The organism is Pseudomonas gozinkensis (genome assembly GCF_014863585.1).
Lineage (GTDB): Bacteria > Pseudomonadota > Gammaproteobacteria > Pseudomonadales > Pseudomonadaceae > Aquipseudomonas > Aquipseudomonas gozinkensis.
The window spans coordinates 2,300,166-2,326,494 of the sequence record NZ_CP062253.1 but is presented as its reverse complement, the minus strand read 5'-3'; the positions used below and the strand labels follow the sequence as shown (position 1 = coordinate 2,326,494).

At 63.0% G+C, this 26,329-nt stretch carries 25 protein-coding genes; 4 read left to right on the top strand and 21 right to left on the bottom strand.

Going from position 1 to position 26,329, the window contains the following annotated elements; translation table 11 throughout:
* Positions 1-39: 39 nt before the first annotated feature.
* The 4 genes from IHQ43_RS10420 to IHQ43_RS10405 all read left to right on the top strand — a co-directional run bounded on the left by IHQ43_RS10420 (position 40) and on the right by IHQ43_RS10405 (position 2,730).
* Entirely contained in the window at positions 40-504 is a 465-nt protein-coding gene (locus IHQ43_RS10420) for a curlin (RefSeq protein WP_007956150.1), read from the top strand.
* A gap of 26 nt (positions 505-530) precedes the next feature.
* A complete protein-coding gene (locus IHQ43_RS10415; protein ID WP_192564255.1) occupies positions 531-1,982 on the top strand; it encodes a curlin in 1,452 nt (483 codons plus the stop codon).
* Between the two features lie 267 nt (positions 1,983-2,249).
* A complete protein-coding gene (gene relB / locus IHQ43_RS10410; protein ID WP_192564254.1) occupies positions 2,250-2,456 on the top strand; it encodes a type II toxin-antitoxin system RelB family antitoxin in 207 nt (68 codons plus the stop codon).
* A complete protein-coding gene (locus IHQ43_RS10405; protein ID WP_192564253.1) occupies positions 2,446-2,730 on the top strand; it encodes a type II toxin-antitoxin system RelE/ParE family toxin in 285 nt (94 codons plus the stop codon). Before relB (IHQ43_RS10410) ends, IHQ43_RS10405 begins: the two co-directional genes overlap by 11 nt.
* A gap of 140 nt (positions 2,731-2,870) precedes the next feature.
* On the opposite strand, the gene relB (IHQ43_RS10400) is transcribed toward IHQ43_RS10405, so the two are convergent.
* From relB (IHQ43_RS10400) to mnxG, 21 genes are all read right to left on the bottom strand, one after another.
* Complete coding sequence (relB, locus tag IHQ43_RS10400) at positions 2,871-3,062, bottom strand: type II toxin-antitoxin system RelB family antitoxin (RefSeq protein ID WP_192564252.1); 192 nt, start codon at positions 3,060-3,062, stop codon at positions 2,871-2,873.
* A 71-nt stretch (positions 3,063-3,133) separates the two neighbouring features.
* Positions 3,134-3,514 (bottom strand): DUF6124 family protein, encoded by a 381-nt coding sequence (locus IHQ43_RS10395; RefSeq protein WP_192564251.1) that lies wholly within the window; start codon positions 3,512-3,514, stop codon positions 3,134-3,136.
* A 1,053-nt stretch (positions 3,515-4,567) separates the two neighbouring features.
* Positions 4,568-5,428 (bottom strand): CsgG/HfaB family protein, encoded by an 861-nt coding sequence (locus tag IHQ43_RS10390; RefSeq protein WP_115077264.1) that lies wholly within the window; start codon positions 5,426-5,428, stop codon positions 4,568-4,570.
* Positions 5,429-5,457: 29 nt separating this feature from the next.
* Positions 5,458-5,889: a curli assembly protein CsgF gene (locus IHQ43_RS10385; protein WP_192564250.1), complete on the bottom strand. Its 432-nt coding sequence runs from the start codon at positions 5,887-5,889 to the stop codon at positions 5,458-5,460.
* Positions 5,886-6,278 carry a curli production assembly/transport protein CsgE gene (csgE, locus tag IHQ43_RS10380; RefSeq protein WP_039769043.1) on the bottom strand — a complete coding sequence of 131 codons (393 nt, stop codon included), beginning with the start codon at positions 6,276-6,278 and terminating at the stop codon, positions 5,886-5,888. The genes IHQ43_RS10385 and csgE overlap by 4 nt, the downstream gene beginning before the upstream one ends.
* Positions 6,275-6,826 carry a type II secretion system protein gene (locus IHQ43_RS10375; protein ID WP_192564249.1) on the bottom strand — a complete coding sequence of 184 codons (552 nt, stop codon included), beginning with the start codon at positions 6,824-6,826 and terminating at the stop codon, positions 6,275-6,277. Before IHQ43_RS10375 ends, csgE begins: the two co-directional genes overlap by 4 nt.
* Positions 6,801-7,175 carry a type II secretion system protein gene (locus IHQ43_RS10370; protein ID WP_011333435.1) on the bottom strand — a complete coding sequence of 125 codons (375 nt, stop codon included), beginning with the start codon at positions 7,173-7,175 and terminating at the stop codon, positions 6,801-6,803. The genes IHQ43_RS10375 and IHQ43_RS10370 overlap by 26 nt, the downstream gene beginning before the upstream one ends.
* Positions 7,176-7,180: 5 nt before the next feature.
* Positions 7,181-7,654, bottom strand: a complete 474-nt coding sequence (locus IHQ43_RS10365; protein ID WP_192564248.1) for a type II secretion system protein — start codon at positions 7,652-7,654, stop codon at positions 7,181-7,183.
* 2 nt (positions 7,655-7,656) lie between these two features.
* Positions 7,657-9,504, bottom strand: a complete 1,848-nt coding sequence (locus tag IHQ43_RS10360) for a secretin N-terminal domain-containing protein (RefSeq protein WP_192564247.1) — start codon at positions 9,502-9,504, stop codon at positions 7,657-7,659.
* Positions 9,501-10,019 carry a hypothetical protein gene (locus IHQ43_RS10355; RefSeq protein ID WP_192564246.1) on the bottom strand — a complete coding sequence of 173 codons (519 nt, stop codon included), beginning with the start codon at positions 10,017-10,019 and terminating at the stop codon, positions 9,501-9,503. The genes IHQ43_RS10360 and IHQ43_RS10355 overlap by 4 nt, the downstream gene beginning before the upstream one ends.
* Positions 10,019-10,567: a GspMb/PilO family protein gene (locus tag IHQ43_RS10350; RefSeq protein WP_011333432.1), complete on the bottom strand. Its 549-nt coding sequence runs from the start codon at positions 10,565-10,567 to the stop codon at positions 10,019-10,021. The genes IHQ43_RS10355 and IHQ43_RS10350 overlap by 1 nt, the downstream gene beginning before the upstream one ends.
* Entirely contained in the window at positions 10,554-11,099 is a 546-nt protein-coding gene (locus IHQ43_RS10345) for a PilN domain-containing protein (RefSeq protein ID WP_192564245.1), read from the bottom strand. The genes IHQ43_RS10350 and IHQ43_RS10345 overlap by 14 nt, the downstream gene beginning before the upstream one ends.
* 1 nt (position 11,100) lies before the next feature.
* A complete protein-coding gene (locus tag IHQ43_RS10340) occupies positions 11,101-11,904 on the bottom strand; it encodes a hypothetical protein (RefSeq protein ID WP_085607712.1) in 804 nt (267 codons plus the stop codon).
* Entirely contained in the window at positions 11,885-13,606 is a 1,722-nt protein-coding gene (locus tag IHQ43_RS10335; RefSeq protein WP_011333429.1) for a GspE/PulE family protein, read from the bottom strand. The genes IHQ43_RS10340 and IHQ43_RS10335 overlap by 20 nt, the downstream gene beginning before the upstream one ends.
* An 83-nt stretch (positions 13,607-13,689) precedes the next feature.
* Positions 13,690-14,223 (bottom strand): response regulator, encoded by a 534-nt coding sequence (locus tag IHQ43_RS10330; RefSeq protein WP_007956122.1) that lies wholly within the window; start codon positions 14,221-14,223, stop codon positions 13,690-13,692.
* A gap of 221 nt (positions 14,224-14,444) precedes the next feature.
* Positions 14,445-15,398, bottom strand: coding sequence for a peptidylprolyl isomerase (locus tag IHQ43_RS10325; protein ID WP_192564244.1), 954 nt, complete (start codon positions 15,396-15,398; stop codon positions 14,445-14,447).
* A 15-nt stretch (positions 15,399-15,413) separates the two neighbouring features.
* A complete protein-coding gene (locus IHQ43_RS10320) occupies positions 15,414-16,964 on the bottom strand; it encodes an ABC transporter substrate-binding protein (protein ID WP_192564243.1) in 1,551 nt (516 codons plus the stop codon).
* Positions 16,965-16,973: 9 nt separating this feature from the next.
* Positions 16,974-17,606, bottom strand: a complete 633-nt coding sequence (locus IHQ43_RS10315; protein ID WP_192564242.1) for an SCO family protein — start codon at positions 17,604-17,606, stop codon at positions 16,974-16,976.
* Complete coding sequence (locus IHQ43_RS10310) at positions 17,603-18,253, bottom strand: SCO family protein (RefSeq protein WP_064595146.1); 651 nt, start codon at positions 18,251-18,253, stop codon at positions 17,603-17,605. Before IHQ43_RS10310 ends, IHQ43_RS10315 begins: the two co-directional genes overlap by 4 nt.
* A gap of 13 nt (positions 18,254-18,266) precedes the next feature.
* Positions 18,267-20,189 carry a YncE family protein gene (locus tag IHQ43_RS10305; RefSeq protein ID WP_192564241.1) on the bottom strand — a complete coding sequence of 641 codons (1,923 nt, stop codon included), beginning with the start codon at positions 20,187-20,189 and terminating at the stop codon, positions 18,267-18,269.
* A gap of 192 nt (positions 20,190-20,381) precedes the next feature.
* Complete coding sequence (mnxG, locus tag IHQ43_RS10300; protein WP_192564240.1) at positions 20,382-26,228, bottom strand: manganese-oxidizing multicopper oxidase MnxG; 5,847 nt, start codon at positions 26,226-26,228, stop codon at positions 20,382-20,384.
* Positions 26,229-26,329: the final 101 nt, after the last annotated feature.

Below are 26,329 nucleotides of genomic sequence, written 5' to 3'. Positions count from 1 at the left end.
TTCAGGTTTGAGCAACACAAAACACCACAGGACAACGCCATGAACACGCCGACCGCCGCCCTGCTTTGCCTGCTCGCCCTGTGCGTCAGTGCGGGCGTGCGCGCCGACGACCTGATGGAAAACGATGATCTGGCGCCCAACAGCGCCGATCTCGGCGAACTGCCGCCCCCCGTGGGCCAGCAAGCCCTGATCGACCAGAACGGCCAGGTCAACCTGGCGCTGCTCTCGCAGAACGGTCAGTCGCTGCTGGGCAAGATCGTGCAGTCGGGAAGCAATCAGGAGGCGTACATCCTGCAACAAGGCAGCGACCTGATGGCCTTGATCACGCAAAACGGCTCCGGCAACGCCGCTTCCATCACGCAAACCGGCAGCCACAACCGTGCGCAGATTTCGCAAAACGGCAACAACAACGACGCCAGCATCGAGCAGGCCGGCACGGGGCTGCAAAGCGCCGTGACCCAGTCGGGCAACGGCATGAGCGTTTCGGTCAAGCAATATCGCTAAGCACTGCAATCATCGGAGAGTTCATCATGTTCAAACTGACGCCCCTCACCGCCGCCATCCTGGTCATGATCAGTGCCCAGGCGATGGCCGACGACAGCATTTCCACCCAGAGCCAGCTCGGCACCGCCAACATCGCCAACGTCAAGCAGACGCAGGCGCCGTTCAGCACCGCCACCCAGACCCAACTGGGCCAGGGCAACGATGCCGCCGCCGTGCAGGACACCGCCACCAGCGTCATCACCCAGGACGCGGTCGGCGATTACAACGCCGGTTACGCCGAGCAGCTGTTCGAAGACAACAGCACCATCACCCAACAACAGACCGGCGCCTTCAACACCGCCCACGCCAGCCAGTCCCTCGGCTTCGGCGCCGGCAACCAGGCCCTGCAACAACAGCAAGGCACCGGCAACTTCTCATTCGTCTACCAGGACTCGCAGAACGGCAGCGAAGGCAAGACCTTCCAGTTCGGCGACAGCAACGAGGCCAACATCGAGCAACTGTATGAAGGCACCGGCAACAGCTCGGTGATCACCCAGTACGGCACCGCCAACTACGGCACCGCCGAACAAGTGCTGCACAACGGCGGCCAGATCGGCATCAACCAGGCCGGCGAAAACAACTACGCCTATGGCGACCAGCGCAACGGCACCGGCGGCAACATCACCATCAACCAGTTCGGCAACCTCAACGGCACCGAAATCTGGCAAGACTCGCAACTGGCCAGCCAGGCCACCGTCAATCAGTACGGCGATAGTAACGAAACCGTGGTCGACCAAAGCTTCGGCGAAAACAACACCGCCGCCGTCACCCAGGTCGGCAACACCAACGCCATCTATGCCGACCAGTTCGAGTCGGTCAACTCGACCCTGGCGCTGTACCAGGTCGGCAACGGCAACGTGCATTTCACCTACCAGAACGGCGACAGCCACACCCTCAACGCCACCTCGGTGGGCAACGACAACAAGGTCTACGCCAGCAACTGGAAAGGCCCGCAACTGGGCGGCCAGTTCGGCAGCAGCCAGCGCGCCACCGTCACCCAGGCCGGCAACGGCAACATCGCCAGCTTCAAACAGGACGGCATCGGCCACATCATGACCACCAACCAGACCGGCACCGGCAACAAAACCACGGTCAGCCAGGCTGATTCCTACAACGAGCTGTACTTCGATCAGAACGGCAGCGACAACATCCTCATCGCCGACCAGCGCGGCACCACCAACCTGGTTCAGGGCTCATCGAACGGCTCGGGCAACAGCGCCGAATTCGATCAATCCGGAACCGGCAACCAGGCCTACACCGCGCAGCTGTATGGCAGCGACAACATGATCACCGTGAAACAGGCTGACACCATGAACGTGGCGTATGTGACCCAGGGCGGGACCGGGAACATTGCGAACGTGGATCAGAGCGGGATGACGCAGACCGCGACCATTCAGCAGTTCGGGTCGGCTAACCAGGCGACGGTATTGCAGCAGTAAGTGTTGGGTGTTGGAAAACCGCGATCTTGAGGTCGCGGTTTTTTTTGCGCTGACGCTTGAGTGACGTCCTACGGAAAACGGAACGTTTTCAGAAATTCGGGGAGTTTTCTGACGAATTCTGGCGGTTGGCCGTCGGAAGTGCAGGCTCTAGGATTTGCCGGGACAACTTGATCACCATGGAGCTTGGCCAACATGCAATTCATCCAGACAGCGACGACAGCGATACCGTTACCGAATAGACTTCCAGGCACCAAACCCGGAGGTTCCATGATCGACCCGTCTTTGATCGACCCACTGTGCCCGGTTGTTTCGGATCTTGCTCCTGAGGAGCAGGCTGCGAGTTATGACCGTTGGTTTCGCGCCGAAGTACAGGCCTCTCTCGATGATCCGCGTCCGAGTATTCCCCATGAGCAAGTGATAGCGGAAATAAACGCCTTGATGGAATCAATGCGCAAAAGCGCTGATGCAGATTAAGTGGCGACCCAAGGCTCGGGTCGAACTCTCGAAAATACTGAAGTACATTGGCGAGCGAAATTTTGTGGCGGCGACAGCACTTCACAAGCCAGTCGTAAAAACTACATCTGCGCTTCCTTGGCATCCACACCTGTATCGCAAAGGTCGCTCTCCCGGCACTCGGGAGATTGTGGTTAGCCCGAACTATCTCGTCGTTTATCAAGTGGCGGACCGAATTGAGATTGTGAGCATCTTGCATGCGCGTCAGGAATACCCTCGACGCGACCCCAGTTAAGATCCCGTCCTCGTCTCAACACCCAAAACCGTGCTTCCCATGGAGGTACGGTTTTTTTGTATCTCAGTACTCAGCTAATTGAGGTGAAATATGCGATTTATAGCGGCTTGAGCCTTCTTGCCGTCTGCAACGCAAAGCACTTACCTCGCCTCATGCTTTCTTCGTTTTTCCTCCATCAGGGCCGACATTTCAGCCATCACCTGCGCATTCGGAATGCTGGGTCGTGGGTCATCGATTGAAGCCTGTATTTTGGCAATCAACCAGCGGTCGTAGCTGGCGGCCTGCTCTTCGCTTTCGAAGTCTGAAACGATGGTGGAGATCAGGAGATCCATGGTGACTCCAGTTTGAATGTGAAAAACGCGACCCATTACTGGGCCGCGTTTTTTATTGGGGATGTGCTGGATCAGCCCTTCAGTTCGACGTGATCCAAGGCCTGATTTACGGCCAGTTCACCCAGCATGAGGATCTGCGCGATGCCCAGGGCGGTCTTGCGGTGGGCGGGGTCGAGGGTGGCGGCGAAGTTGTTGAGCATCTCGCTGGCCGAGCCCAGGGATTCGCTGGCGTTGGCGAGCAGGGATTCGGTGTTGTAGGCCGGGTTGGCGAGGTACATCGGGGCGGGTTCGTTGACGCTGCCCATGATGTGGGCGCCGGGGCAGAGGTAATGATCGAGGGCGCGTTCGGCGGCTTCGTGGAGTTTTCTGGAGTGGGTGGAGGTGTATGGGGAGGTTGGGTCGGTTTCGAGGTTGGCTTCGTTTTCGGGTGGGTTTGGTGTTGGTTTGAACATGGTGAATCTCCGATCCTGAAATGAAGCTGGCCCATTCGGTTTCCGAACGAAGGGGTGGCAGCTGTACGCAGGCTGGAAACCCGGGGAACGGAGAACCCGGTTGACCCGAAGGTCTCCCGCGCACAGCCGCCATAACGGAGTGCACACTTTTCAAGGTGCGCAAGCATACGTTATGAAAAGCGCTTGTGCGCTCGGTTCTAGTCGGGGTTTCCAATCCCGATCGCTGAATTGGCAGCGACCGAAACAGGCTAGAGCCCGCGCTTCCGACGGACAACCTGAAAACCTTGTGGGAAGGATCGACAAAACCGAAACAACTTTTAAACATTCGAAAATGGAACGCGGAGCGTCCCGGGCTGCATTCCCACGCGGAGCGTGGGAACGATCAATCGAGTGCGGACGCTCGCTACCGCACTAGGCTCACGTACATCCGAAAGTAATCGATCGGCTATCAGGCCGCCATCGCGAGCAAGCTCGCTCCCACAGAAAAGCAGGAGCCAAACACTCCAGCTCCTGATTTTGCTCTTGCCCCTCACCACTCAACACAATGAGCGTTAGCTCGAGTACCGCTCTTGACGTGCCGGCCCCTTCGGAAGGCTGAGTGGAGGGATTTATCCGGGGGTGGGAGCGCAGCGACCGTGCGGCGAAGCCGCATGCATCGAGAGGAGGTGCAGCGAAGCAAACCGTAGGCGATGCCCCCCGGATGAATCCCGGAGCGAAGGAACCCCGAGCCTCAGCGAGCGGGCCGAACGTAGGAGCAAGCCTTTTTTTGCTTACTTTTTGACTGGGCCGGCACTCCGGGCGTTTGTCAAAAAAGTGAGTCGCCGTCAGGGCGAAACCCTAAGCAGCCGTTACCGCAGAAATGGATATGTACCCAGCCAGAAAGCCCCCCATCGACTGACCGGGCGCCATCGCTGGCAAGCCAGCTCCCACAGGGTTCCGGGTACATTCGCAATAACGCCCGCGTCTGAAAAATAGCCATCGCCAGCAGGCTGGCTCCCACAATTTGAACCGGATACATCAACCAGAACCTGGTCGGCCCAAAGGCCGCCAAGTTCACTCGGCCTCCGGATCAACCTTGTTCTGAGTCAGGTACCGGTTCAAGACATCATCCTGCCCAGGCGTAGAAGCATCCCCCGCCACCTGCCAAAGATGCCGCTCAATCCCCTGCGCCACCATATGCCCCACCGCCGCCTCGATCGCCGACAACACACACAACTGGGCCGGCTCATTAGTCGTATACCCGACCTCAGCCTCAAGCAACTTCTTGAACTCGATAAACTTGAAAATCCCCGCGCTGCGCGCTACCGAATAAATCGTCTTGCTGGTCATCACATTCGCCAACACCTGCCCGCTACGCACATCCACCGCCCGCAAATTCACAGTAACCTGGTCAACCCGATACTCGCGGGACAGATCGATCCCCAGATACCGCGCTCCTTCCCCACCGCTGCGCACGTTGGTGTCGTAAGCGATGATCCCGCCCTCGAGCATCATGTTCGCCGCCTGCAGCGGTGGCAGCTCGCCCTGAATGTTCACCGGCGTATTGGGCTTCTTCTGCGAAGCCCGAATGATCTTGCGTTCAGTCAGCAGGTTCTGCAGCCCCTCGCGTTCGAGCACCACAAACCAGCCGCTGGCCTGCATCGCGTCCATCAGCATCGACGCCGCGCCCTGGGTGACGCTGGTGGAAAAGGAACTGGCCGGCGTCGGTTTGTACTGCCCGGTCTGGTCACGGAAGCCGTACACCACCGCCATCAGCCGGCCCTTGGGTCGCGGCATTTTCAGCAAGTCGTAGTAGGTCGAGGCCCTGGGGGTCAGGGTCGGGGTATCGGTGTCCTGCTCGGCCGGCATCGGCTCGCGCAGACTGCACCCTTGTAATGCTGCCAACATCAGCCCTAGCGCAATTATTTTTTTCATGTCCATCGCTCCCCGGAACCGTCATCCCGTCATGGGTTGAGGCCGTTCACCTGAATTTCGGAAACTTCGCCGCTCGCTCGGTCCGTCACTTCAATCGTGAGGGCCTCCGAGTCATCAACGACGTTGACGATAAAAGCGTCGGTGGACAGGCTCCCCGTGTTGCCGGTGGAGATGTTGTCCAGCAGTTGCCCCAGCAACCTCGACTGCAATTGACTGGTGAAGCGTTCGAGTGCCGACGTACCGGCCACCGTCGAACGCTTCTTGAGATCCGGATCGTCGTGGTCGTTTTGCGCCTGGGCGTTGTTGAGCAGCCAGGTGCCGTTGAGCGGGTTGCCGCCGAACGACGGGTTGACCGGCGTGTAGACCAGTTCGGTGGCCTGGACGGCAGCGGCGCTGGCAAGCCCGATCAACAACCCCGAGATCCAGAATCCGCTGCGCCGTGAGAACGTTGTCGTGTTCATAGTTCGTCCTTCTCAAGGTCGGTGGTGTCCTGCAACAGGGCTTCCAGCTTGCGCCGGACGACCTCCAGTCGAACCGAGTCGGCGGCCTCGTAGGCCTCGTCCTTCAGTTCCACGGTGTTCGGCGGCAGGAAGCGCCGATACACCAGGCGTTGTTGATACTCGACGGTCACCAGGCTCCCCCAGCGCGCGTCGGGGCGCTCGCGCACCACCAGGTTGAAATCCATGCGGCTGGTGTCGCGCAGGCGTTCGCTGAACGAGTAGTAAAAGTCGTGGCCGATGTGCGAGATCGTGTCGTCGACGATGAAGCCCATCATTTCGTCTTCCTCGCTGGCGCTGGCGAAAGACGCCACGGCCGCGAGGATCAACGCGCACCACACGTGGCGGCTCATGGCTGCAACGCCTGCGGCAGTGCCGACTGGCCTTTGACCGGGGCCCCGTTGCCAGGGCCGGTGCCATCGAGAAAGGCTTTTTCAGCCACGAACTGCCAGTCCGAATAACGCTGCATGCCTTCGAAATCCGACCACTGCGACGGGAAGTCCGCCTGCTTCAACGGCAACTCGGTGGAGGCACTGTTGATGCCGGTGATGCGTCCGTCGAAACCCCGTTGCAGTGCCCATTCGCCGCCGCCGATCGGGTCCGGATAGAGCTGGCGCAGATGGTGACGGGCTTCCGGAAAACGTTCGTCCTGCAGCAGGTCGACCAGTTCTTTCGGGTACTGCGCCAGGCCCGGCGAACTGCGGTAGTAGCTGCGCAGCGCCTGGGCGTACTGGGTGCCGACCCACAGCAGTTGCTTCTCGCGATCGCGGCGCGACACGGTCGACCACAACTCGCCGGCACTGGCCAGGCCCATGCCCATGATCACGATCAGGAACAGCACGCCCAGGTAGGTGAACCCACCCTGCTCCACGTGCTTACCACTCGGAATACTGGCTGCCATCACGCGCCCTCCCGGTAGCTCCGCTCTTGATGTCGGCAACGCCGCCCGCCACGCCGTCCGGCGGTGCGATCAGCACCCATTGATCATTGCGTTCGGTGATCGGGTCCAGCGGCGCATTGCGCAGGTAACGCATCTCCACCAGTTGTTCGATGGAATCGGGGTAGCGCCCGGTGTCGCCGTAGTAGTGATCCAGCGCCTCGCGCATGGCCGACAGGCTCTGGTGCAACGTGGTCTCTTTCGAGGCCTCGAGACTGTTGAAGTAGCGCGGCAAGGCGATGGTCATAAGGGTCGCGATGATCGCCATCACCACCATCAGCTCGAGCAAGGTAAAACCCTTTTCCCGGCGCATGAGAATCACCACTCGCGGTACGCGATGCCGTTGAGGCCACGGCCCCTGGCGTGGGAGTAGACGTCGAACACGTCCTCGCCATCGCGCGGGTTCTGGGCCGAACTGTTGTAGGCCCGCAGGCCCCAACCGCCGTTGTCGTCACGCTTGGCCGGCACCAGCGGATCCCGCGGTATCCGGCGCAGAAAGTAGAACTTCGCACCCTTGGCGCTGCGCACGTCGCGCACGCCTTCGACCAGCACTTTCAGGTTCGGCGGATAGCCGCTGCTGTTCAGGGATTTCTCGATGTAGCCGGCATCGAAGGCACGCTTGTAGGCGTCGATGCCATCGCGAATCTGATACAGCGCGGTGCGCAGTTCCTGCTCCTTGCCACGCCGTACCAGGGTCTCGGTCAGCGGCGCGGCCATGCCGGCCAGCAGGCCGATCAGGGCCAGCGTCACCACGACTTCGATCAAGGTAAAACCGCGCTGGGAGGCGTTCATGATCAAGGCTTCTCGACGGTAACGTGAGTGGTTGCCACGGCCGCTTCACCGACTGCACGAGGCTGCGCGGCAGGCGCTGGCATCGAGTAGGTTTGCGAACGGTCCGGCGCCTGGATGTGCATGCTGGTTTCGGTACCGGTCGGGAATTCCATGTCAGACGGGCTCTGGTACGGCAGGTTGCGCACGATCCGAGGGGTGATCGAGAGCACCAGTTCCGATTTGCCGATGGTGTCCTTGTTGCTGCCGAACAACCGGCCCAGACCGGGAATGTCGCCGAGGCCCGGAATCTTGTTGCCGGTGGCGCCGTGGTCGTTGCGCATCAGGCCGGCGAGGATCTGGGTTTCGCCGTCATGCAGGCGCAGTGAAGTCTGGGCGTTGCGGGTATCGACCTGCACCGGAATCGTCCCCTGGCGAGTCGGCTCCAGCGGCGTGGCGTTACTCACTTCCAGGGCAATCTTGATCGCCACTTCGTTGTTCAGATGCACGGTCGGTTGCACTTCGAGCTTCAGACCGACGTCGAGGTAGGTGACGCTTTCGGTGATCACCGGGCCCTGGGTCGACGGCACCGACGTGGCGCTGATGATCGGCACGCGCTGACCGATGTGGATGCGCGCCTGTTCGCGGTTGCTGACGCGGATCACCGGGCTGGCCAGAGTGTTGATGTCGTTGTCCTGGGCATTGATCTTGGCTTGCGGCGATGGGGTGATAGAAATCCGGCTGGAGTTGATGCCTTTCAGTTGATCGAGAATGGTCACCGCCGAACCGTCACTGTTGACCACGCCGAAGGTGTTCGGCCATTGCAGGCCCAGATCGAGAATCCGCTGGGTGGCGACTTCCATCACTTCCACTTCCAGCACCACTTCGGGGTTGGACTGGTCTTGCGATTGCAGCAGTTTCTCGGCCATGCGCACGGCGTCTTCGGTGTCGCGCATGGTCAGGGTGTTCAGGCGTTCGTCGACGAACACGTCGCGGGTCTTGAGCATGGTCTTGATCATGTTCAGCGCGGTGTTGGCGTCGATGCTGGTCAGGTAGAAGGTGCGCATCACCAGCTCTTGGTAATCCTTGAGCTTCTGCGGCGAGTCCGGAAAGATCAGCAAGGTGTTTTCGTTCACCACTTTCTGGTGCAGCTGATTCTGTTGCAGCAGCAGTTGCACGGCGTCTTCGATGCGCACGTCACGCACGAAGATCGTGGCTTTCATGTCCGGGCGCAGGTCCTTGTCGAAGATGAAATTGAGGCCGGCGACCTGCGACAGCACTTCGAAAATGGTCTTGAGGTTGGCGTCACGAAACTCCAGGGTCACCGGACGATCAAGCCGGGTGCGCAGTTGCGGGTACTGGACCACGTTGCGGCTCTGCACCAGACGGATGTTGCCTTGCAGTTCCAGCGCGCCATCGTTTTTCGGGTCGAGTTCGAGGATCTGTTTGACCTGGCGGTCGGCACCGTAGATATCGCCCCGGCGCAGGTCGCCACGGGCCAGTTCCAGCTTCTCGTCCATGCTGCGCAGGTAGTCGAGCTGGCGCAGGGCATCCTGGGCGCGACGGTTGTTCGGCTCGATGGTCAGCACCCGGCTGTAGGCGGTGCGGGCCGAAGCGAAATCGCGGCGGGCGCGGTCGGTGTCGCCGGAGGTCAGCAGCGCGGTGATTGCCTTGGCGCGACCGCTGTTGAGCAGCAGGTGCAGCTCGGTGTCGCGCGGGTTTTCCCGCAAGCCTTCCTCGATCCGGGCCAGGCCCGCCTCGTACTGCCCCTGATCGATCAGGTCGGCGGCTTCCTTGTTGGCGACCTGCGCGGAACTGCACGCGGCCAGCCCGGCACACAGGCCGAGGCTCATCAGCAAACGGGATCTGTTCATTGCGTACTCCCCACAGACAAGGTCTGCGACAAATGCAAAGGCAGGTAGACCAGGCTCAGTTCCACATCGGAAATCGCCGCAATCTTCCAGGTGTCGTCGATCACATCCCCGCTGCGCACGACGTAGATTTTCTCGCCGTCCTGCAAGAACACCTGCAGGTCGCTGCGGTCATGCAGCCTGCCGACGAACTGGAACGGCACCGGTGGCAGGCTCGGGGCTTGCACCACCGGGGTCGGGTTGATCGCTTGTTCGGTGACCGTCGCCAGGGTTGGCGCGGCCTTCCAGGATTTGCTCGCAAACAGGTCGCCGGCCGGGCTCAGGTCCTTGATCGGCGCCGCATTGGCCTTGGCGCTGCTGGCGGGCAACGCGCCACGGGCGGTGGCTTTCGCCGGGCTGGCCACGGCAACCTCGGTCGAATCCGCTTCGTCGCTCGGCGAGAAATATTCCGGCAACCAGGCCAGCGCCGCCGCCACGCCGAAGAAGGCCACCCAGCCGGTTATGCGTTTGGTGTCCATCACGACCTCGACAGGTAGAGGGTCATACGGATCCGGCCGCTGAGGTCGGTGTCGGCAATCTTCTTGCGTTGAAACTCGACGTCTTCCACCACCACCGCCGGCAACTGGCCGAGCAAGGCGTGCAGGAAGCGGCGCAGTTGCGGGTAGCTGCCACGCACCGGCAACAGGATCTGGTAGCGCGCCAGATGGGTCTTGGGATCGACACCGAGGGCGTATTCGCCGCGCGCCAGGGTGATGTGCTCTTGCGCGGCCAGGGCGTAGATGCGGTCGATGGCGACGGTGGCTTGCGGCTGGGCCGGCAGCTTGTTGCGAAAATCATCGAGCTGACGTTGCGGCACCACGGGCGGCGCGATGCTGCCGTCCTCGACCTTGGCCAGGTATTCGGTGGCTTCCTGGGTTTGTTGGCTGAGCTGTTGCAGCGACTGCCAGCCCGGCAGCAAACCGCCGAGTGCCCAGGCCAGCGTGACCAGCAGCAGCGCCAGACCGGCCAGGCCCGGTACGCCGAGGCCTTGCAGGTATTCGTGAACGATCAGTCTAGGGATTCGCATCGCCTATCTCCCAGGTCGCCGACAGATTGAATTGCACCGGTTGCTCCGGCGATTTGACGACGATTTCGTGGCTCAGCAGCGACACGTCGGACAGCTCGTCACTGGCCTCCAGCCGTTTGTGAAAATCCAGCATCGCTTGCAGATCACGGGCTTCGGCGCTGATCCGTACCTGGCCCTTGCGTGCATCCGGGGTCAGCGTCAGCAAGGCGATGTCGTCGCGCGGCATGGCTTCGAGCATGGCGAACAGGCGTTCCCAGGGGCGGCGCAGTTGCTGCGAGACCTTGCGCATTTCGGCGAGGTTCTGCGCCTGCTCGCGGGTTTCCGCCGGGCTCAGCGTTGTCTTGGCGCCGCTGTCGCCGGTGAGCTGGCGTTGGGTGTGCTGCAAGTGACCTTGCTGTTGCTCGGCCTGCTCGCCGAGGTGCTGCTGCACGCCGAAGCACACCAGCGCGAGCAACACACCGCCGCCGAGCAGGCTCCAGCCCAATGGACCGGAACGCGGACGAGGCTGGAAGTCGAGGTTCAAGGCGCGCATGTCAGGCCACCGCCCGGGACATGACGTACAAGGCGTCACGCACGGTCATCGAGTTGTCTTCGAGGGTGCGCAGGTGCACGCCCGCCACATCCGGTTGCGCATCGAGGCGCGCCGGAGCGTGCAGATAAACGTTGAAGGCGCGTTCGCTGGTGGAGGCTTGCAGTTGCCGTTCGCGACCGATCAATGCGCTGAGTGCCGCGTCGCTGTCGCTGCCGCCCACCGAACGCACCGACGACCAGCGCCCTTCCCTTGCCAGCAGCAACACGCTGCGTTGCGGTTCGGCGACGATGAACAGGAAGTCGCCGGCATCGAGGCTTTTGTCGAAGCGGTTGAACGCGGTCATCAGGTACGGCTGCACCGAACGCAGGCGCAGACCGCGACCCGTGACCAGCGTGCGCAGGCGTTCCAGCAAATCCTGTGGCAAGGCACTGGCAATCCGGTCATGCCCGGCGGGCTCGGCCGACAGCACCAGGCTCCACGGTTGGGTCGGGGCGCCGAACAGGTCTTCGAAGCACAGTTGGGCGAAGCCGCGCAGTTCGTCAGGGCTGCTGATCTGCTCGCTCCATGGCACCAGGCAGAAGCGGCTGAAGTGGCCGGAGATCACCACGCTCAGCTCGGCACCAGCGCGGGTGTGTTCGCCGAGCAGACGGTCGAGGGTGTCCAGCGCCACCGCGTAGCTCTGGAAGCCTTCGTCGATGTAGCCGACGCTGCCCAGCCACAGGGTGTCGCTGCCCCGGCGCTGGCCGAGGCCGACACCGCTGGCGCCGAGCACGGCGATAAATTGATCACGCGATAAAAGTGACACGATTGATCTCCTCCAGCGTGGTCCGACCGTGCTCCACCAGCTCCAGCGCCGATTCGCGCAACAGGCGCAAACCACGGGCGCAGGCCAGGGCTTTGATCTGGGTGATGGGTTGGCGCTCTACGATCATCTGGCGCAGTTCGTCGTCCAGGTGCAGCAGCTCGGCAATCGCCGTGCGGCCGCGATAGCCGCTGCCCCGGCAGTGGCCGCAGCCCTTGCCGTGGACAAAGTGGTAGTGATCGACTTTCTGTGGGTCGAGGCCCGAAGCGCGCAGCTCTTCATCGCTCGGGTTGACCGGTGTGCTGCAACTGCTGCACACCAGCCGGATCAGACGCTGGGCGAGGATCGCGTTGAGCGCCGAGACCAGGCTGTAGGGGTCGATTTCCATTTGGGTAAAACGACCGATCACGTCGAACACGTTGTTGGCGTGGATGGTGGTGAATACGAGGTGACCGGTGAGCGCCGATTGCACGGCGATCTGGGCGGTGTCCGGGTCGCGGATCTCGCCGACCATGATCTTGTCCGGGTCGTGACGCAGGATCGAACGCAGGCCGCGGGCGAAGGTCAGGCCTTTTTTCTCGTTGACCGGGATTTGCAGCACCCCGGGCAACTGATATTCCACCGGGTCTTCGATGGTGATGATCTTGTCCACGCCGTGATTGATCTCGGTGATCATCGCGTACAGCGTGGTGGTCTTGCCGCTGCCGGTGGGGCCGGTCACCAGCACCATGCCGTAGGGTTCGGCAGCCAGACGGCGCAGTTGACGCAGGGTTTCGTCTTCAAAGCCCAGCGCTTGCAGTTGCACGCCGCAGACCTTGTCGGCCAGGTCCTGTTTGTCCAGCACCCGCAGCACCGCGTCTTCGCCGAAGATGCTCGGCATGATCGACACCCGGAAGTCGATCTGCCGGCCACTGATACCGATCTTGAAGCGACCGTCCTGCGGTACGCGTTTTTCGCCGATGTCCAGCTCGGCCATGACCTTGACCCGCGAGATCACCTGCTCGGCGAACTCGCTGCCCTGGATCTTGCCGATGTTGTTCAGCACGCCGTCGATCCGGTACTTGATCACCAGGCCCTGACCAGTGGTGCCAAGGTGGATGTCGCTGGCGTGCATTTTCAGCGCGTCGTACAGGGTCGAGTTGACCAGTTTCACCACCACGCTCGAGTCTTCGCTGATGCTGGTCAGCGACAGGCTTTGCAGGGTGTCGGTCTCGCTGCCGGCGTCGGCCTGGGCGTTGAGCGATTCCACCGCGTGGAAGCTTTCTTCGTGGCGGGCCAGGTAGGCCTTGAGGTCATCGGCGTGCACCAGATACAGCGGCGCGCCGTGCAGGCATTCGTCGATCCAGGCCAGACGCGACGTGTCGAAGGGGTCGGCGAACACGCCGATGACTTCGTCGTTGTGGCGCAGCAGGATGAATTCACGTTTGAGGCATTGCGCGAGGGTGACCCGGTCGAACACCGGGGTCGCCAGAAACAGCGTGTCGGTGTCGAGCACCGGGTAATGCAGGGTAGCGCCGAGACTGGCAATGAACGGCATCGGCGCCAGCTCGCACAGCACGGCCAGCGCATCGAGCACCCGTTCCCCGGACGTGGTGGCCCGTGCCCGGGCCTGGGCCAGTTGCTCACTGGAAAAGCGTGGCGGGGTCTGCGCCTCCTGTGGAGGATTGACCGACAGCGGTTCGACGACAACGGACAGACGATCCATGGCTTGCTCTCCAACACCCGGGGCTTGAGGCCCTGACGGCGCGGGAGGCGAATTCGGCGAGTGCCGGAACGTCTATCGCGCCATTACTCCCCGGTGAGCATTTGATCGTCGTCCGGTGCCATGGCCTCCGACCGGTTTCGTCGGCGGTCCGCCAGCACCCAACTGCCATCGTACAACTGCAACGGGAAGCTCTCGGTCCTGCTCTGGCGTCGTTCGACAAAGCCTTCGGATGGGCTCGCACCGGGTTTCGCTTCGCGCTGGATCCCCAGAAGGTCGCAGACAGCTCGGGCCAGTTCCGCCAGTGGAAACGGTTTGAACAGGATGTGACTGACCCCCAGTTGCCGCGCCCGCTCACAGACTTCAGCGGTCGGGTGACCCGTTATCAGCACGAAATGACACGTCCTGTTCTGGCGAACCGCGTCGAGCACCTCGAACCCTTCCATATCGGGCAAGCGGTAATCGAACACCAGCACGTCGGGGGCGAAAGTCTCGGCCAGGCCGATTCCTTCTGCGCCGTCATGTGCAATCCGGACTTCCAGCCCTTGCGCCGACAGATAATCCTGAAGGTTCTGTGCAAGCAGCTGTTCGTCTTCGACAACCAGTACTTTGTTAACCAAGGTGAACTCCTTGAAACCCGCCAGTCCGAAAACTGAACCCGCTGGAGTGCGCCTCACAAGAGGTAACGCACACTTCATGCCAGGCTAAGTGCCGGTAATTTTTTGTCTTCATGTCCTTGAATTGAATGGAAATGCCCGCTCGTCCCGGCACCCCGTTCCCCAGAAACGGGGAAGCACCTGAATGGGCATCGAAGCCATTCCCCACTATTGGGGGGGAACCTTCAGTCGTCGTCAATTCGTTCGATCCTGTTCTCTGCCCGTAACTGCGCGAGCACCTGACGACGAGCCTGGGTCTGTTGCTGTCGGGCGAGGTATGCCCTGACTGTTTCCAGCCCTTGCTCCTCTGGGACATCGGCCGCCTCCTTGTGGTTCTCGACAAAAATCAAATGCCAGCCGAACGGTGTGCGCACCGCCGTGCTGACTTCGCCAGGCTTGAGGGCAAACGCCGCCGCTTCAAAGGCCGGCACCATCTGTCCACGGGCGAAATACCCCAGGTCCCCGCCCTGGCTGGCGGTGACATCTTCCGATCCCGATTGGGCGACGCTAGCAAAGGTTTGCCCCCCTGCGATAGCCGTGCGCAACTCCTCCAAGCGTAGCCGTGCCGCTTCAACTGTGGCGGCATCGGCATCGCCGGCAACCTTGATCAGAATGTGCCGGGCCCGGACCTGCTCCGGCGCGCCCATTTCAGCGCGGTGTTCTTCAAAAAACGTACGCACCGCTTGCTCGTCCGGAGCCTGGACGTTAGTCAGCTCGGCGAACATCCGCTGCGCCGCCAGTTCGCGGTGGGTGTACTCGGTGAACGAGGCCTCGTCGAAACCGGCGTCCTGCAAACGCTGGAGAAATTTATCGGTGCCGCCGATGGCGGTGCGGGTCTGTTCGACCTGTTCGCGCACGGCTTGCGCATCGATTTTCACCCCGCGCTTGCGCGATTCCTGCCAGAGCAATTCCTTGTCAATCAGCGTATCCAGCGCGGCCTGACGCAGTTGTTTATAGGCCTTGGGGTTGCGGATGCTCGCCACGGCGCGGCCCTGATCTTCCAGGTACTCGGCGAAAAAGCGCTCCAGGCGAAACTCGGAAATCGCCTCGCCGTTGACCCGGGCGGCCACCGGTTCATTGTTCGCCACTCCCACCGACAACCAGCCTGTCAGCAGCCAACACAGGGTTTTGAGCTTCATGATCAGGGCCTCCGGTCAGGGCGTGGCAATAATCGGTTTGTAGGGAGCGACCAGATAAAAACGCTGGTCGGGCAAGTCAACGGTAACCACGTGCGCCCCGCTCAGACCCAATCGTCGGCCGGGGCCGAAGCTCAGGCGCGGGGTCAGGCCGGTGTCGAAGTCGTGCAGGCCTTCGAGGGCCGCCACCAGTTTTTCGCGGCTGGCGTCGCGGCCGGCCTGCTTCATGCCTTCGCTGAACAACAGCATGGAGGCGTAGGCGCCGACTTGCAGCACCGCGTGCTGGGCGCCGAGGCCTTGATGCTCGCGCAACAGCGTCAGCGCCATGCGCCCGGCCTGGGTCCAGTCGCTGGGCACGAACGGATACGCCAGAAACACCCGCCGGGAAAAACCCTCCGGCACCTGCAACAAATCCCCCGCCACCTGGCTCGATGCGGCAAACAGGTACGGCACCTGCCCGGCATTCTGCAATCCGGTCGCCAGCCGACTGAAACCACCGCCGCTGCCCAGGTAAAACACCGAACGCGAGCCCAGCGGCAAGCTGTCCGCCGCCGGGTCGTAGGCCTGCAAACGGACTTTTTGCCAGCCGTGATCCTGTAGGTAGCGGCCAAGTGTCTGCGCCGCCAGCACTTGCGCCGGGTCATCGGGATAAGCAATCAGCGTTGGCCCTTGCAGCACCCGCAAACTGGCGGTGGCGTAGTCGGCCAGCGCGATCAGTTGCTCGCGCAGGCCCGGCAGCGGTTCGAAAATCTGCGGGCTGGCCTGCACCGGGCCGAGCAGCGACAGGGCCCCGATCAGCGGCACACCGGACTGCTCCAGACGCGGCGCCAGTTCGCTGTCCAGCGCCGGGGCCAGCGGTGCGATCAGGGCGAAGACTTTCTCTTCCTCGATCAGCCGTTGCAGGGCCTGTTCGGCGCTGGCGCGATCCGGGCCGGGATCGGCCACGGTCAGGCGCAACTGCCGGCCGTGAATGCCACCGGCCTGATTGATCCGCGCAACGCTGCCGCTGAGCACTGCCGCGATGGTTGCGCCCTCCTCGGCCAGCGGCCCCTGGCTGGGCAGCAAGGTGCCCAGGTGCAAGGTCTGGTCATCGAGCCCCGGATCGCGGTCATCGGCCAGACGCTTGAGGTACGCCGTGAGATTGCGCTGATCCTTCATTGACAGCAGGAAGCGCGGCATGCTCGGGTCGAGGCGATTGTTGCCGGGGTCGCGGCCCTGCTGGATCACCCGCGCCAGACTGCTGTCGCTGTAGGCCGGGTAGTTGCGGCCGTTGACCTGTTGCTGGCCGTGAATGCTGGTCAGCCGCGACCAGTTGAGCTCCGGCGGACGCACCCCGCCTTCGGGCCGGCCGAGGCCGTCGGCGCCGTGGCAGTTGGCGCACGGCAGGCTGGTGGCTGGCAGCAACACGTCCGCCGCGCCGACCCGCGCCATGATCGGCTCGCCGCTGGCGGACAGGCCTTCGCGGTACAGGCGCTTGCCGGCACTTTCTTCATCGGTCAGCGGCAACGCGGCCGCGCCGAGGCTGACGCCAGCGAGCAGGATCAGGGCGAGGACGCGGCCGAGGTTCATGGCGCGGACTCAGCGGCCAGCCACGGGCATTGTCAGCAGCTGCAAGCGCTGGGCAATGGCGGCGGCCGGGGCGTCGGGACGGATTTTGCTCCAGCGTTTGTTGGCCACATCGCCGACGATCAACTGGGTCGAGTGCTGCTCGGGCGTCGGTACGATCTGCCCGATGCGGCCCAGCACCAGGTCCATCTGCGCCTTGTCGCCGGTAAGGAAAAGCCAGTGAGGGTCATCGGCGCCCTGCTTCAAGGTGTAAGCCTTGAGCACCGCCGGCGTATCGCGCAGCGGATCACTGGTAAGGGAAATGAAGGTGATGCCGTCGGCCTTGTCGCCCAGCAGCTCGCGGACTTCCTTGAGCTTGCGGGTGATCAGCGGGCAGGCGTCATTGCAACTGGTGAAGATCACGTTGAGCAGCACCACACGGTTGTGCAGCGCATCGCTGTAGAAGCGCTGGACGTCGCCGTGCTGGTCGAGCAACGGGGTGTCGGTGAACCAGGTTTTCGCATCGTGGGTGCCTTTCGCCGGCGCCGGAGCCGCAGCAGCGCTGGCCGTTGCCGGTGCGGGTTGCTCGTGGCCTTCGTGAGCCAGGGCCATGGCGCTGAAAATCCAGAAACAAACCGTCAGGGTGATCCAGTCCAGGGTTCTCATGGTTGTTGCTCCATGGCAATCGCGGTGTGTTTGGCGTGGGTGCGCAGGCCGCTGAGTTTCTCGACCTCTTTGGCCAGCAGTGCCGGATCGGTGAAGCCGTAATAACGCGTCCAGTGGCGACTGTTGCCGTCACCGACGAGGATCAATGGCTGATGATTCTTGAAGTCGCCGCTGAAACTGCCGAGGCCCTTGAGGGTGGCGGTGATCGACTGCGGCGACCCGGTGAGCCAGCTCCAGCCCGGGCCCTTCTGGAAGGTGCGGGCGTAATCCTGCAGACGTTTCGGGTCGTCGCGCTGCGGGTCGATGCTGATCGACACCAGTTGCACTTCCGTCCCGACCCGGGCACCGAGCTGTTTCTGCACCTTGCCCATGATCGACGAGACCACCGGGCAGACCGTGGTGCAACTGGTGTAGATGAAACTCATGACGACGATTTTGTTGTGCACCAGATCCTGCTCCAGGTGCACGGTCTTGCCGTTCTGGTCGAGCAGCGGCACGTCGGCGAACTTGACCTGAGCGTGCTCCTGGCTGTTGGCGGCCGGTGCGGTATGCCCGGCATGCTCGTCCGCCGAGTGGGCGCTGGCCTGCTGGATACCGACGGCCAACAGGCACAGGGTCAGCAGGCCACGGGATGCAAATCGGTTCATGGTCTTTTCCTCGTCACTGAGTCTGGCCGGGCAGCACCCGGACACTGGCAAATGTCTTGTCGTCGAAACCGGCGCCCAGCGAGGCCGCGCGCACATGCAGGTACCAGGCGCCGCTGCGGTCGAGGGTCACCGGCGCTTCGTACACGCCGTCGGCGACTTCCCGTGCGGCCACTTCGCGGGGCCGGGAAGTCGGCGCAAGGAAGTAGCGCAACTGCACGTCGCTCACGCCGCTGCGCTGGATTTTCTGTTTGCCCTGGACGATGCGAAAGCGCACCACGTACGGGTCGTTGAGGGCCACGGCAGTCTTGTCCAGCAGGAACTCGACTTTTGCCGCGCCCAGGTGTTTTTCAGGCGCGCCGTCGGACGCCACCTGGGCGCTGAAGCAATGAATGATGTTCGGCTGGTTGAGCAGGAACGCCACGTCGAAGCGCCCCGCCGCCGGCAGCTTGACCCGGGCGCTGTAAAGCCCCGGCGAGACTTCGCGCAGGCTGCGGTCGATCACCATCGCCGCGCGGGCGATCTGCCCCCGGTTGGGATAACCGGACATCGGCGCGTTCATGCCTTCGGCGTAGAAATAGGTGGTGTTGTCCACCGGGTTGACCACGAACACCGCGTTGTCATCGCGCGATACCGCGAGGCTCGACGCCAGCGGCAGATCCCCGGCCAGCCGTGGCGGCTGTGGCCCGGCTTCAAAACCTTGAGTAATCGGCTGACGCCCTTCGCCGAGCGAAGACAGGTTGATCATGGTGACTTTCGGCGAGGCCAGTCCGCGCACGTAGGCATAGGCCTGGGTGAACACCACTTGATAGGGTTCGGCCGAAACTTCCAGGTCATGGATCGCCGAATCGTTGGCCGCGTCGATGACCGTGGCGCGGTTTTCCAGCGTGTTGAGCACCACGCCAAAACGGCCGTCGGCGCTGAAGCCCATCGGGCCGAGGCCCTGTTGCAGCTTGATCACCCGGCGTACGGCGCGGCTGTTGCTGTCGATCACGGTGACGGTGCCGTCCTTGCCATCGGCCACGTACACCGCGCCGGACAACGGCGAATACGCCACCGACAACGGGCTGGCACCGGTCTTGACCTGTTGCAGCAGGCTCAGGCTGGCAATGTCGATGACGCTCAGGGTGCCGTCGTCGCGGTTGCTGACGAAGGCGAAACGGCTGTCCTTGCTGAACGTGATTTCGTGGTGGCCGCGACCGGTCGCCAGGTGTTTCAGCGGTTTGAGGCTCTGGGTGTCGATCACCGTAACGCCGGACTCTTCAGCCGTGCTTGCGTTGTTGCCGACCCACAGCAGGCGCTCATCCGGTTGCAGAGCGACCCGCACCGGTTGGCTGCCGGCGGCCACCGAGTCGATGACCTTGAATTGCTCGCTGTCGATCACCGCCACTTCCCCCGCCGTCGGCATCGACACGAAGACCTTTTTGTTGTCCTTGGGCGTGACCCAGTCCATCGGCGACTGCTTGAGTTCGATCCGCGCCAGGGTGCTGGTGATACCGCCGACCGAAACTGACGGATCGACCACCGAAACGCTGGCATCGCGGTTCATCACCAGCAGGAAATAGCTGTTGAGGTCGAGCAACGGCCGCGCGCCGATATTGGATTTGAGGAACGTGCCGACCCGCGACTTGCAGCTCTGGTCACGGCCCTGGGCCTGATCGGCGGCGATGGCTTGCGGATCGATCCACGCCCCCGGTGCCACACCGGACAACGGCTGGCCGGATGCGCCATCGGTGACGCGAAACTGCACGTCGGCGAACTCGCCCTCACGCAACTGGCCGTCGCTGGCCAGCGGCTTCAGGTCGAAGGCGATCGACACGCCGTCGCGGGTCAGCACCTGCCCGGTGCCGGTTTGCGCCAGGGCAATCTCGCTCAGCGTGAGCAACGCGCCGGCCATCGCCAGCAGGCAGACGCCGATGATGTTGATGATCCTGTTCATACCTCTCTCCCCTACAAACCTTTCCCCGACAACTCGGTCCTGTGGGAGCTGCGGTTCGACGTTTCGACTTGCCCGCAATAGCGGGCTTCAGCCACACCATCCAGAACCGAGTTGCTCCCAATCGCTGGCAAGTCGAACCGTCGAACCGCAGCTCCCACAAGGTTTTGCACTCACCGATCCATCGCATTCCAGCTACTGAGCAGGCGGCGCCGGCTCCGGCTCATTGGTCACCCGCAGCAATCCCCACAGTCCCGAGGTGTTGCCATAGGCCGCGTAATCGCGGAACAGGTAGTCCCCCGGTATCGCGTTGCTGCCCCCGGCGCTCGGGATCATGAAGCTGAAGTGCGCCGCCGGCAGGACGCTCTCGTGAGCGCCGATGTACATCGACATCGGGTTGTAGCCGAAGCGCACCGAACCCACGCCCGGCGTGCCCATCGGGTAGCCGCCGGTGTCGCTCTTCTCGGCCTGGAACGGGTTGAGCGACCAGACGTGTCCGTCGAGCTGGAACGTCGTGCCGCGACTGCCGCCGCTCGGCATCAGGATGTGCGTGCGGAACGGCTGGCCTGGTTTGGCATACAGCACCGGCGTCTGCGGATCGCCCCCCACCAGTGCATTGCTGTAGGCCATGTGCGCGTTGGTCATGTCGCCGTAACCCGCGCCATCGGCATGGCCGAACGGCGCATCCGGGGCGAGACCGAAGCGATACCACAGCGGTTCGGTCTTGTAGTTGATCGCCATGCTCGAGTTATCCTGCGGATCGGTCGGCACACCGAAGCCCTCGGCAGCGATGCCTTCGACCGGCCGGCCATTGGCCCAGCGGGTGTTCAGCGCCTTGTGCCAGACCATCGCGAAGTCGCGGTAAGTCGTCTGCCCCGGTGCGGTGACCGTGGCGTTGACCTTGCGCGCATCGTCGACCCAGGTCGCGCCGATCGGCAGGATGCTCATCGCACCACCCAGGCCTTTTTGCGGCTGCTTGATCACATCCGCCGGGGTGATGTTCAGGCCACCGAACTCCACGGCCGTGGCGTTGATGTTGTCGACACTGCGGCCCAGTTGAGTCACCGGTTTGCCTTCACGCTCCAGGTGCCCGGCGTAGTACTGATAGGTACGGGTCGGGTAGGCGCCGCTGCTGCCCACCCGTGGTGGCACGGTCTGGATCGGGTTGGCGCCGACGTTGGCACCGTCGGATTTGGTGATGTCGTAGGCCAGCAGTTGGGCGTGCAGCCCCACGTGGCTGGACGGCCGCATCAGGTTGTTGCTGAACGTGGTCGAGCCCAGGCCGCTGTTGCGGTCGCGCTTGACCATGCCTTGCATCACCGCGGTCTGGGTCAGGTCCGGCATCACGCTCGGCAGCCGGTTTTCCAGGGTGATGTTGATGCAGTCCCCGGCCGCTGCGCGCAGCACCAGCGGTTCGACCGGAATGCCGGGTTTGAGCTTGCCACTGACCGGATCGAGGTCGGATTTGCGCACGTACAGGATCGCCGTCGGATCATGCAGCGGCCCGCTCTGGCCACCAATGGTGATGGTCTCGCCGTCCTCCGGATCGGTCACGGTCACTTGCGGGATGCTCACCGTGCGCGAGTTCAGCACCAGGGTGCCGCCCGCCGGATTCAGCGGCCCGCCGACATGCTGACCGAGCCCGGCCGAATCGCCGATGCTCAGGCCCAGCGAATTGCCGAGGATGTCGTTGGCCAGCGCGGCGACCACTTCATAGTTGCGCTGCACCGTCGGCCGGGTGCCGATGCCGTTGGGGTTGGCGCTGATCCGTGGGCAACTGCCTTCGAACGCCACGGTGTTGCGCATGCCGGCCGGGCTCGGGTTGTTGGGGATGGCGAACAGGTCATTGCGTTTGGCCGTGTAGTTGCGCATCACGCCCCAGATCCCGCTCCAGTAGCCTTCGATCGAAGCGTCCATCGAGTACAGATAGTCACCGGTGGTCGCCGCAGAGCTGGACAGCATCGACACAGGTGCGATGAAGCCCATCTGTTCGGAGATGCCGATCATCTGCGAGGCGCGCCAGCCAGAGTTGGAGCTGTTGCCGAAACCGGAACCGCTCTGCAGCCATTTCACGCCATGCAGGGTGACGTTGTGCTCTTCCTCGTGGCCGCCGGCATGCACCCGCAGGCGCACGTTGTCGCCGGTGTAGGTACGCAGCATCGGGGTGAACGGATCGCCCGGCTCGCTGCCGCCCTTGTTGATGTGCGGCGGGAACAGCGTGGTGCCGCCAGTCGGGCCGGTGGCGGCCGTCACCAGGTTCGGTGCCAGGTTCATCGCCGGAATCGCGCGGTCGGTGCGGCTTTGCATGGCGTACGCCAGATCACCGCCGAGGCCGTCGGCCTGCATGCCGCGCTTGCCGTCCGGGCCGACCTTGTTCGGGTCGTAGACCCGCAGGGCCAGCGGCTCGTTTCGATAGTTGACGACGAACATGCCCGGATCATCCACGGAGATCGCTTGCGGGCAAGGCCGGCTCGGGCAGCCCGGCACCTGACCGCCCTGCACTTCCAGCACGCCCTCGAGCAGGGTGCTGGCGTTGTTGCGCACCGGCGGGTTGATCGCGTAGCGGAAGCTGTCGGCCGTGGCCGGGAAAGCTTGCGGGTTCGGCACGCCGTTGGGGCCGGCGCCCACGTACACACCGGCTTCATAGGCGTGCTGGAAGTCGCTGTATTCGAGGAAGAACTCACGGAAGCTGTCGTTCTTGCCGTCGCCGTCGAGGTCGCCGGTGTTGATCACCGCCTGCCATGAAGTCGGCCCGCCGTCCTGCCGCGCGCCGCTGTACAGAGGCTCGCCGGTTTCGGCGTGGAACCAGGTGGAACCGGCCGGCTCGGCCAGCACCGTGGCATACAGCCCGATCTGCTGGTGAGTCGATGGGCCGAGGTGGTCGTGGGTGAAGATGGTGCCCAGCCCCCGATCCACGCCTTTGGCGTTGACCACCGGGTCGACGAACCAGCGTTGCATGGCCGTGCGCGCGCCCATCCAGTCACTGCGCCCGAACTGACCGAAGAACGGATGCGCCTTGGCTTTCGGGCAGGCCTGGGTGCCGTCGCGCGGGTCGGTGCCCTCGCACTGGTTGAATTCGCGGATCGCGTGAATACGTTCCTGAACGGCGCCTGGGGAGAGCACGCCGTCCTCGTAGTTCCAGCCGTTGGAAGAACCGTCGGCAGACGTCAGGTCCCACTTCGGCAGGTGAATGTGCTGGCCGATCACGTCGGTCGGCGTGCGCACCTGATAGTCGTCCATCTCGTAGGTGGCGGGTACCAGGTTGGTTTGCTGGTATTGCACGCAGTCGAAGGTGTTCATGCGCATCACCAGCGGCTCTGGCGGACGCTGCTTGGTGATCACCGGCCAGGCGTCTTCCCACAGCGCCAGAATCCGGGCTTGCGGGAAGTGATAGCCGACCTTGTTGTAGACCGCATCGAACTGAATGTTGGCGGCCTTGTAGACACGCGGACGGTCGGCGGTGAAGGTCGAGGCGCCAACAAAGGACATGCCGTCCAACCGGTCGCCGCTGGCGAACTCACCGGTGCCGGCGCTGCTGGTCAGGCGTTTTTGCCGGTCGTCCATGCACGGTTCGTAGTACGGCGCGCCGGCCATCGGCAGAGCGCCGTTGGTGCGGAAGGCCTTGGCCACGATCTGATTGCCGGGCAGCAGGGCAAAGCTCGGGTGATCCTTTTTCGCGTGGAACGCCATCGCGGCCTGTTCCACTTCAGTGCCTTCTTCCGGCAGGTAAATCGGTTTGGCGCGGGTGACTTCCTTGGAGAAGTCCAGCGAGGTGGTCACGGTGTGCGCCTCGCCTCCGGCCGCCACCCCGTCGAGGGCATGACGCTGCAAGCCGCCATCCCAGCCTCCGGACTGATTCGGATCGAGGTTGGCCCACAGCGCTTTGCCGCTGGCTTTCAACGATTGCGCGGTGGCCGCATCGAGCATGTCCAGCGGTGGGGTTGGCGGACGCTGACCCACCGAACTTTCCATGCCGCCGATCCAGAATGGATAGCCAGGGTTTTTCAGGCTGCCGTCGGCGTTGCGGTTGGCTTCGCTGCGATCGACCAATGCCAGGGAACCAATGGCTTGCGATCCACCGTTACCGCCGTGGTGTTCGCCGTCGTCATCGCCCTCTTCTTCCTCATCGTCGTCATCGTGGCCGGCGACCAGGGTTTCACCGATTTTCGGCACCACCACCACTTTGCCCGGCATCGGCGCCATGGCTTTGCCGGGCAGCGGCACGACGGCAGGAATCGGCGTGCCGGCAATGATCTCGCCATCCGGCAAGGCGCGGGCACCGGCGGCAGGTTTACCGCTGCGCAGTGCGTAAGGTTCGCTGTGATAACCATCGGCGCCCTGTTGCGAGACTTCCAGCCGGGTGCCTTCTTCGAACACATCGTGCACCCGCCACATGGACCACATGCCCTGGGCGAAATGCGGGTAGAAGTGGCAGTGATAGATCGCATCGCCGGCCACCCGGTTGCGGTTGCCGGAGCCGCCGTTGGCGATTTCGTAGGTATAGCCGGCCCCGGGGCCGATGCCTTGGGCATCGACGTAATCGGAGTTGTCGTCGTTGGGGTTGAACAGCCACTGATGGCCGTGCAGGTGAAAGATGTGTTGCTCGTGGCCGTTGTGGGTGTTGCGGAATTTGACGAAGTCACCGATGTAGCTGTGGTTGACGTTCGATGGCTCTGACGGATACAGGGCCATGGTGGCCTTGACGCCGACCTGATCGGCGCTGGGTGTCTGGCCGGGGGCGATGTTCTCGAGCCCGGTATTGGCCGGCACGTCCACCAGCATCGCCACGTCGCCGACGGTGTGCGAGCTGAGGAAGAATTCTTCGTAGGCGCACGACAGGCAATCGTGCATCGGACCCACGCCGAGGCGGTTGGCGACTACTTCAGCGCCCATGCCGCCGGAACCGTAGTTGATCATGAACGAGTCGCGGGTCGGCTCCAGCACATGAGCCATGACCGGGTCGGCCCAGTAGGCGGGGAATGCCTGGGTGGCGGCGGTTTCGTCCTGGAACTGCGAGGCGAAATCACGAAACGGCTCGAGGCGGTTGGGGATCGCCGGGTTGCGTTTGCCCACTGATTCCAGCGGATAGGTGTTGGGCGCAAAACTGCCATCGGCGTTGCTGCCCATGACGATTGCGTCGCTTTCGCTGGAGATGATTTCGTTGCCGTCGACCATGCTGATGATCGGCGTGCCGGCCTTGCCTTCACGCAGCCACGGTTCGCGCTGCGGGTAGCGGGCCTGGTAATCGACGATGGGGTGACCGGCCGGTGTGCGGCCGGTGGTTGCCAGACGCATTTCTTCTTCGGTGAGGGTGTTGCGATAGGTGCGTCCCGACTTCGGCACCACCACGACCTGGCCGAACAGGCCATTGGCGACGTTGCCGGCCGCGCCCTCCCCGCCGAACGTCGCGCCACGGCTGCTGACGGCAAACGCTCCTTCGCGCTCGGCGTACAGGACGTAAGAACGGCTCGCCCCCGGCGGCACCAGTGTGTTGGCGTTACGCCCGGTGTAGGAGGAAATATCATCGATGCTGTTCACCGCTTGCAGGCCGTTGACCTGGAAACCGACATGGCGGTCGGCGACCTGCTCGTCGACCTTGAAGTCTTCCGCGCCGCCCGCGTTCTCGATGCCCTCCTCACCTTCTTCTTCGCCTTCAGGCCCTTCGAAGTGCTTGTTGGGGTTGGCCTGGTAATCGAGCAGGTTCTGCAGATTGATCGTCAGGCAATCACCGGCGGCTACCCGCAGCACCAGTGGCCGTGGACGCTTGTCCGCACGCAGCGACACTTTGCCCGGCACCGCGCTGCCGCCGTAGGCCAGCGAGACGTCATGGTCATCGACCACATCGCGGCGCAACGCGAACATCATCCCGTTGACGTTCTGCGCACCGAGGCGGTTGAACATCAACGGTTGATCGAAGGCGACCACATTGGCCACCAGGTTGCGCTCGCAGCGCACGGCGGCACTGGCCAGTTCGACACTGAGCATCGAGGCCAGCAACAGCAGCCAGTTCAACAGGGACGGAGCGTGGTGAATGCCAACCATGATCGGAAACCTCGTAGTGGGTGCTCACAGGGAACGATTCTCGATAAACCCCTGAGAGCAAGCCGCGTGCCACAAAAAATGTCTTTCCATCTCAATCAGTT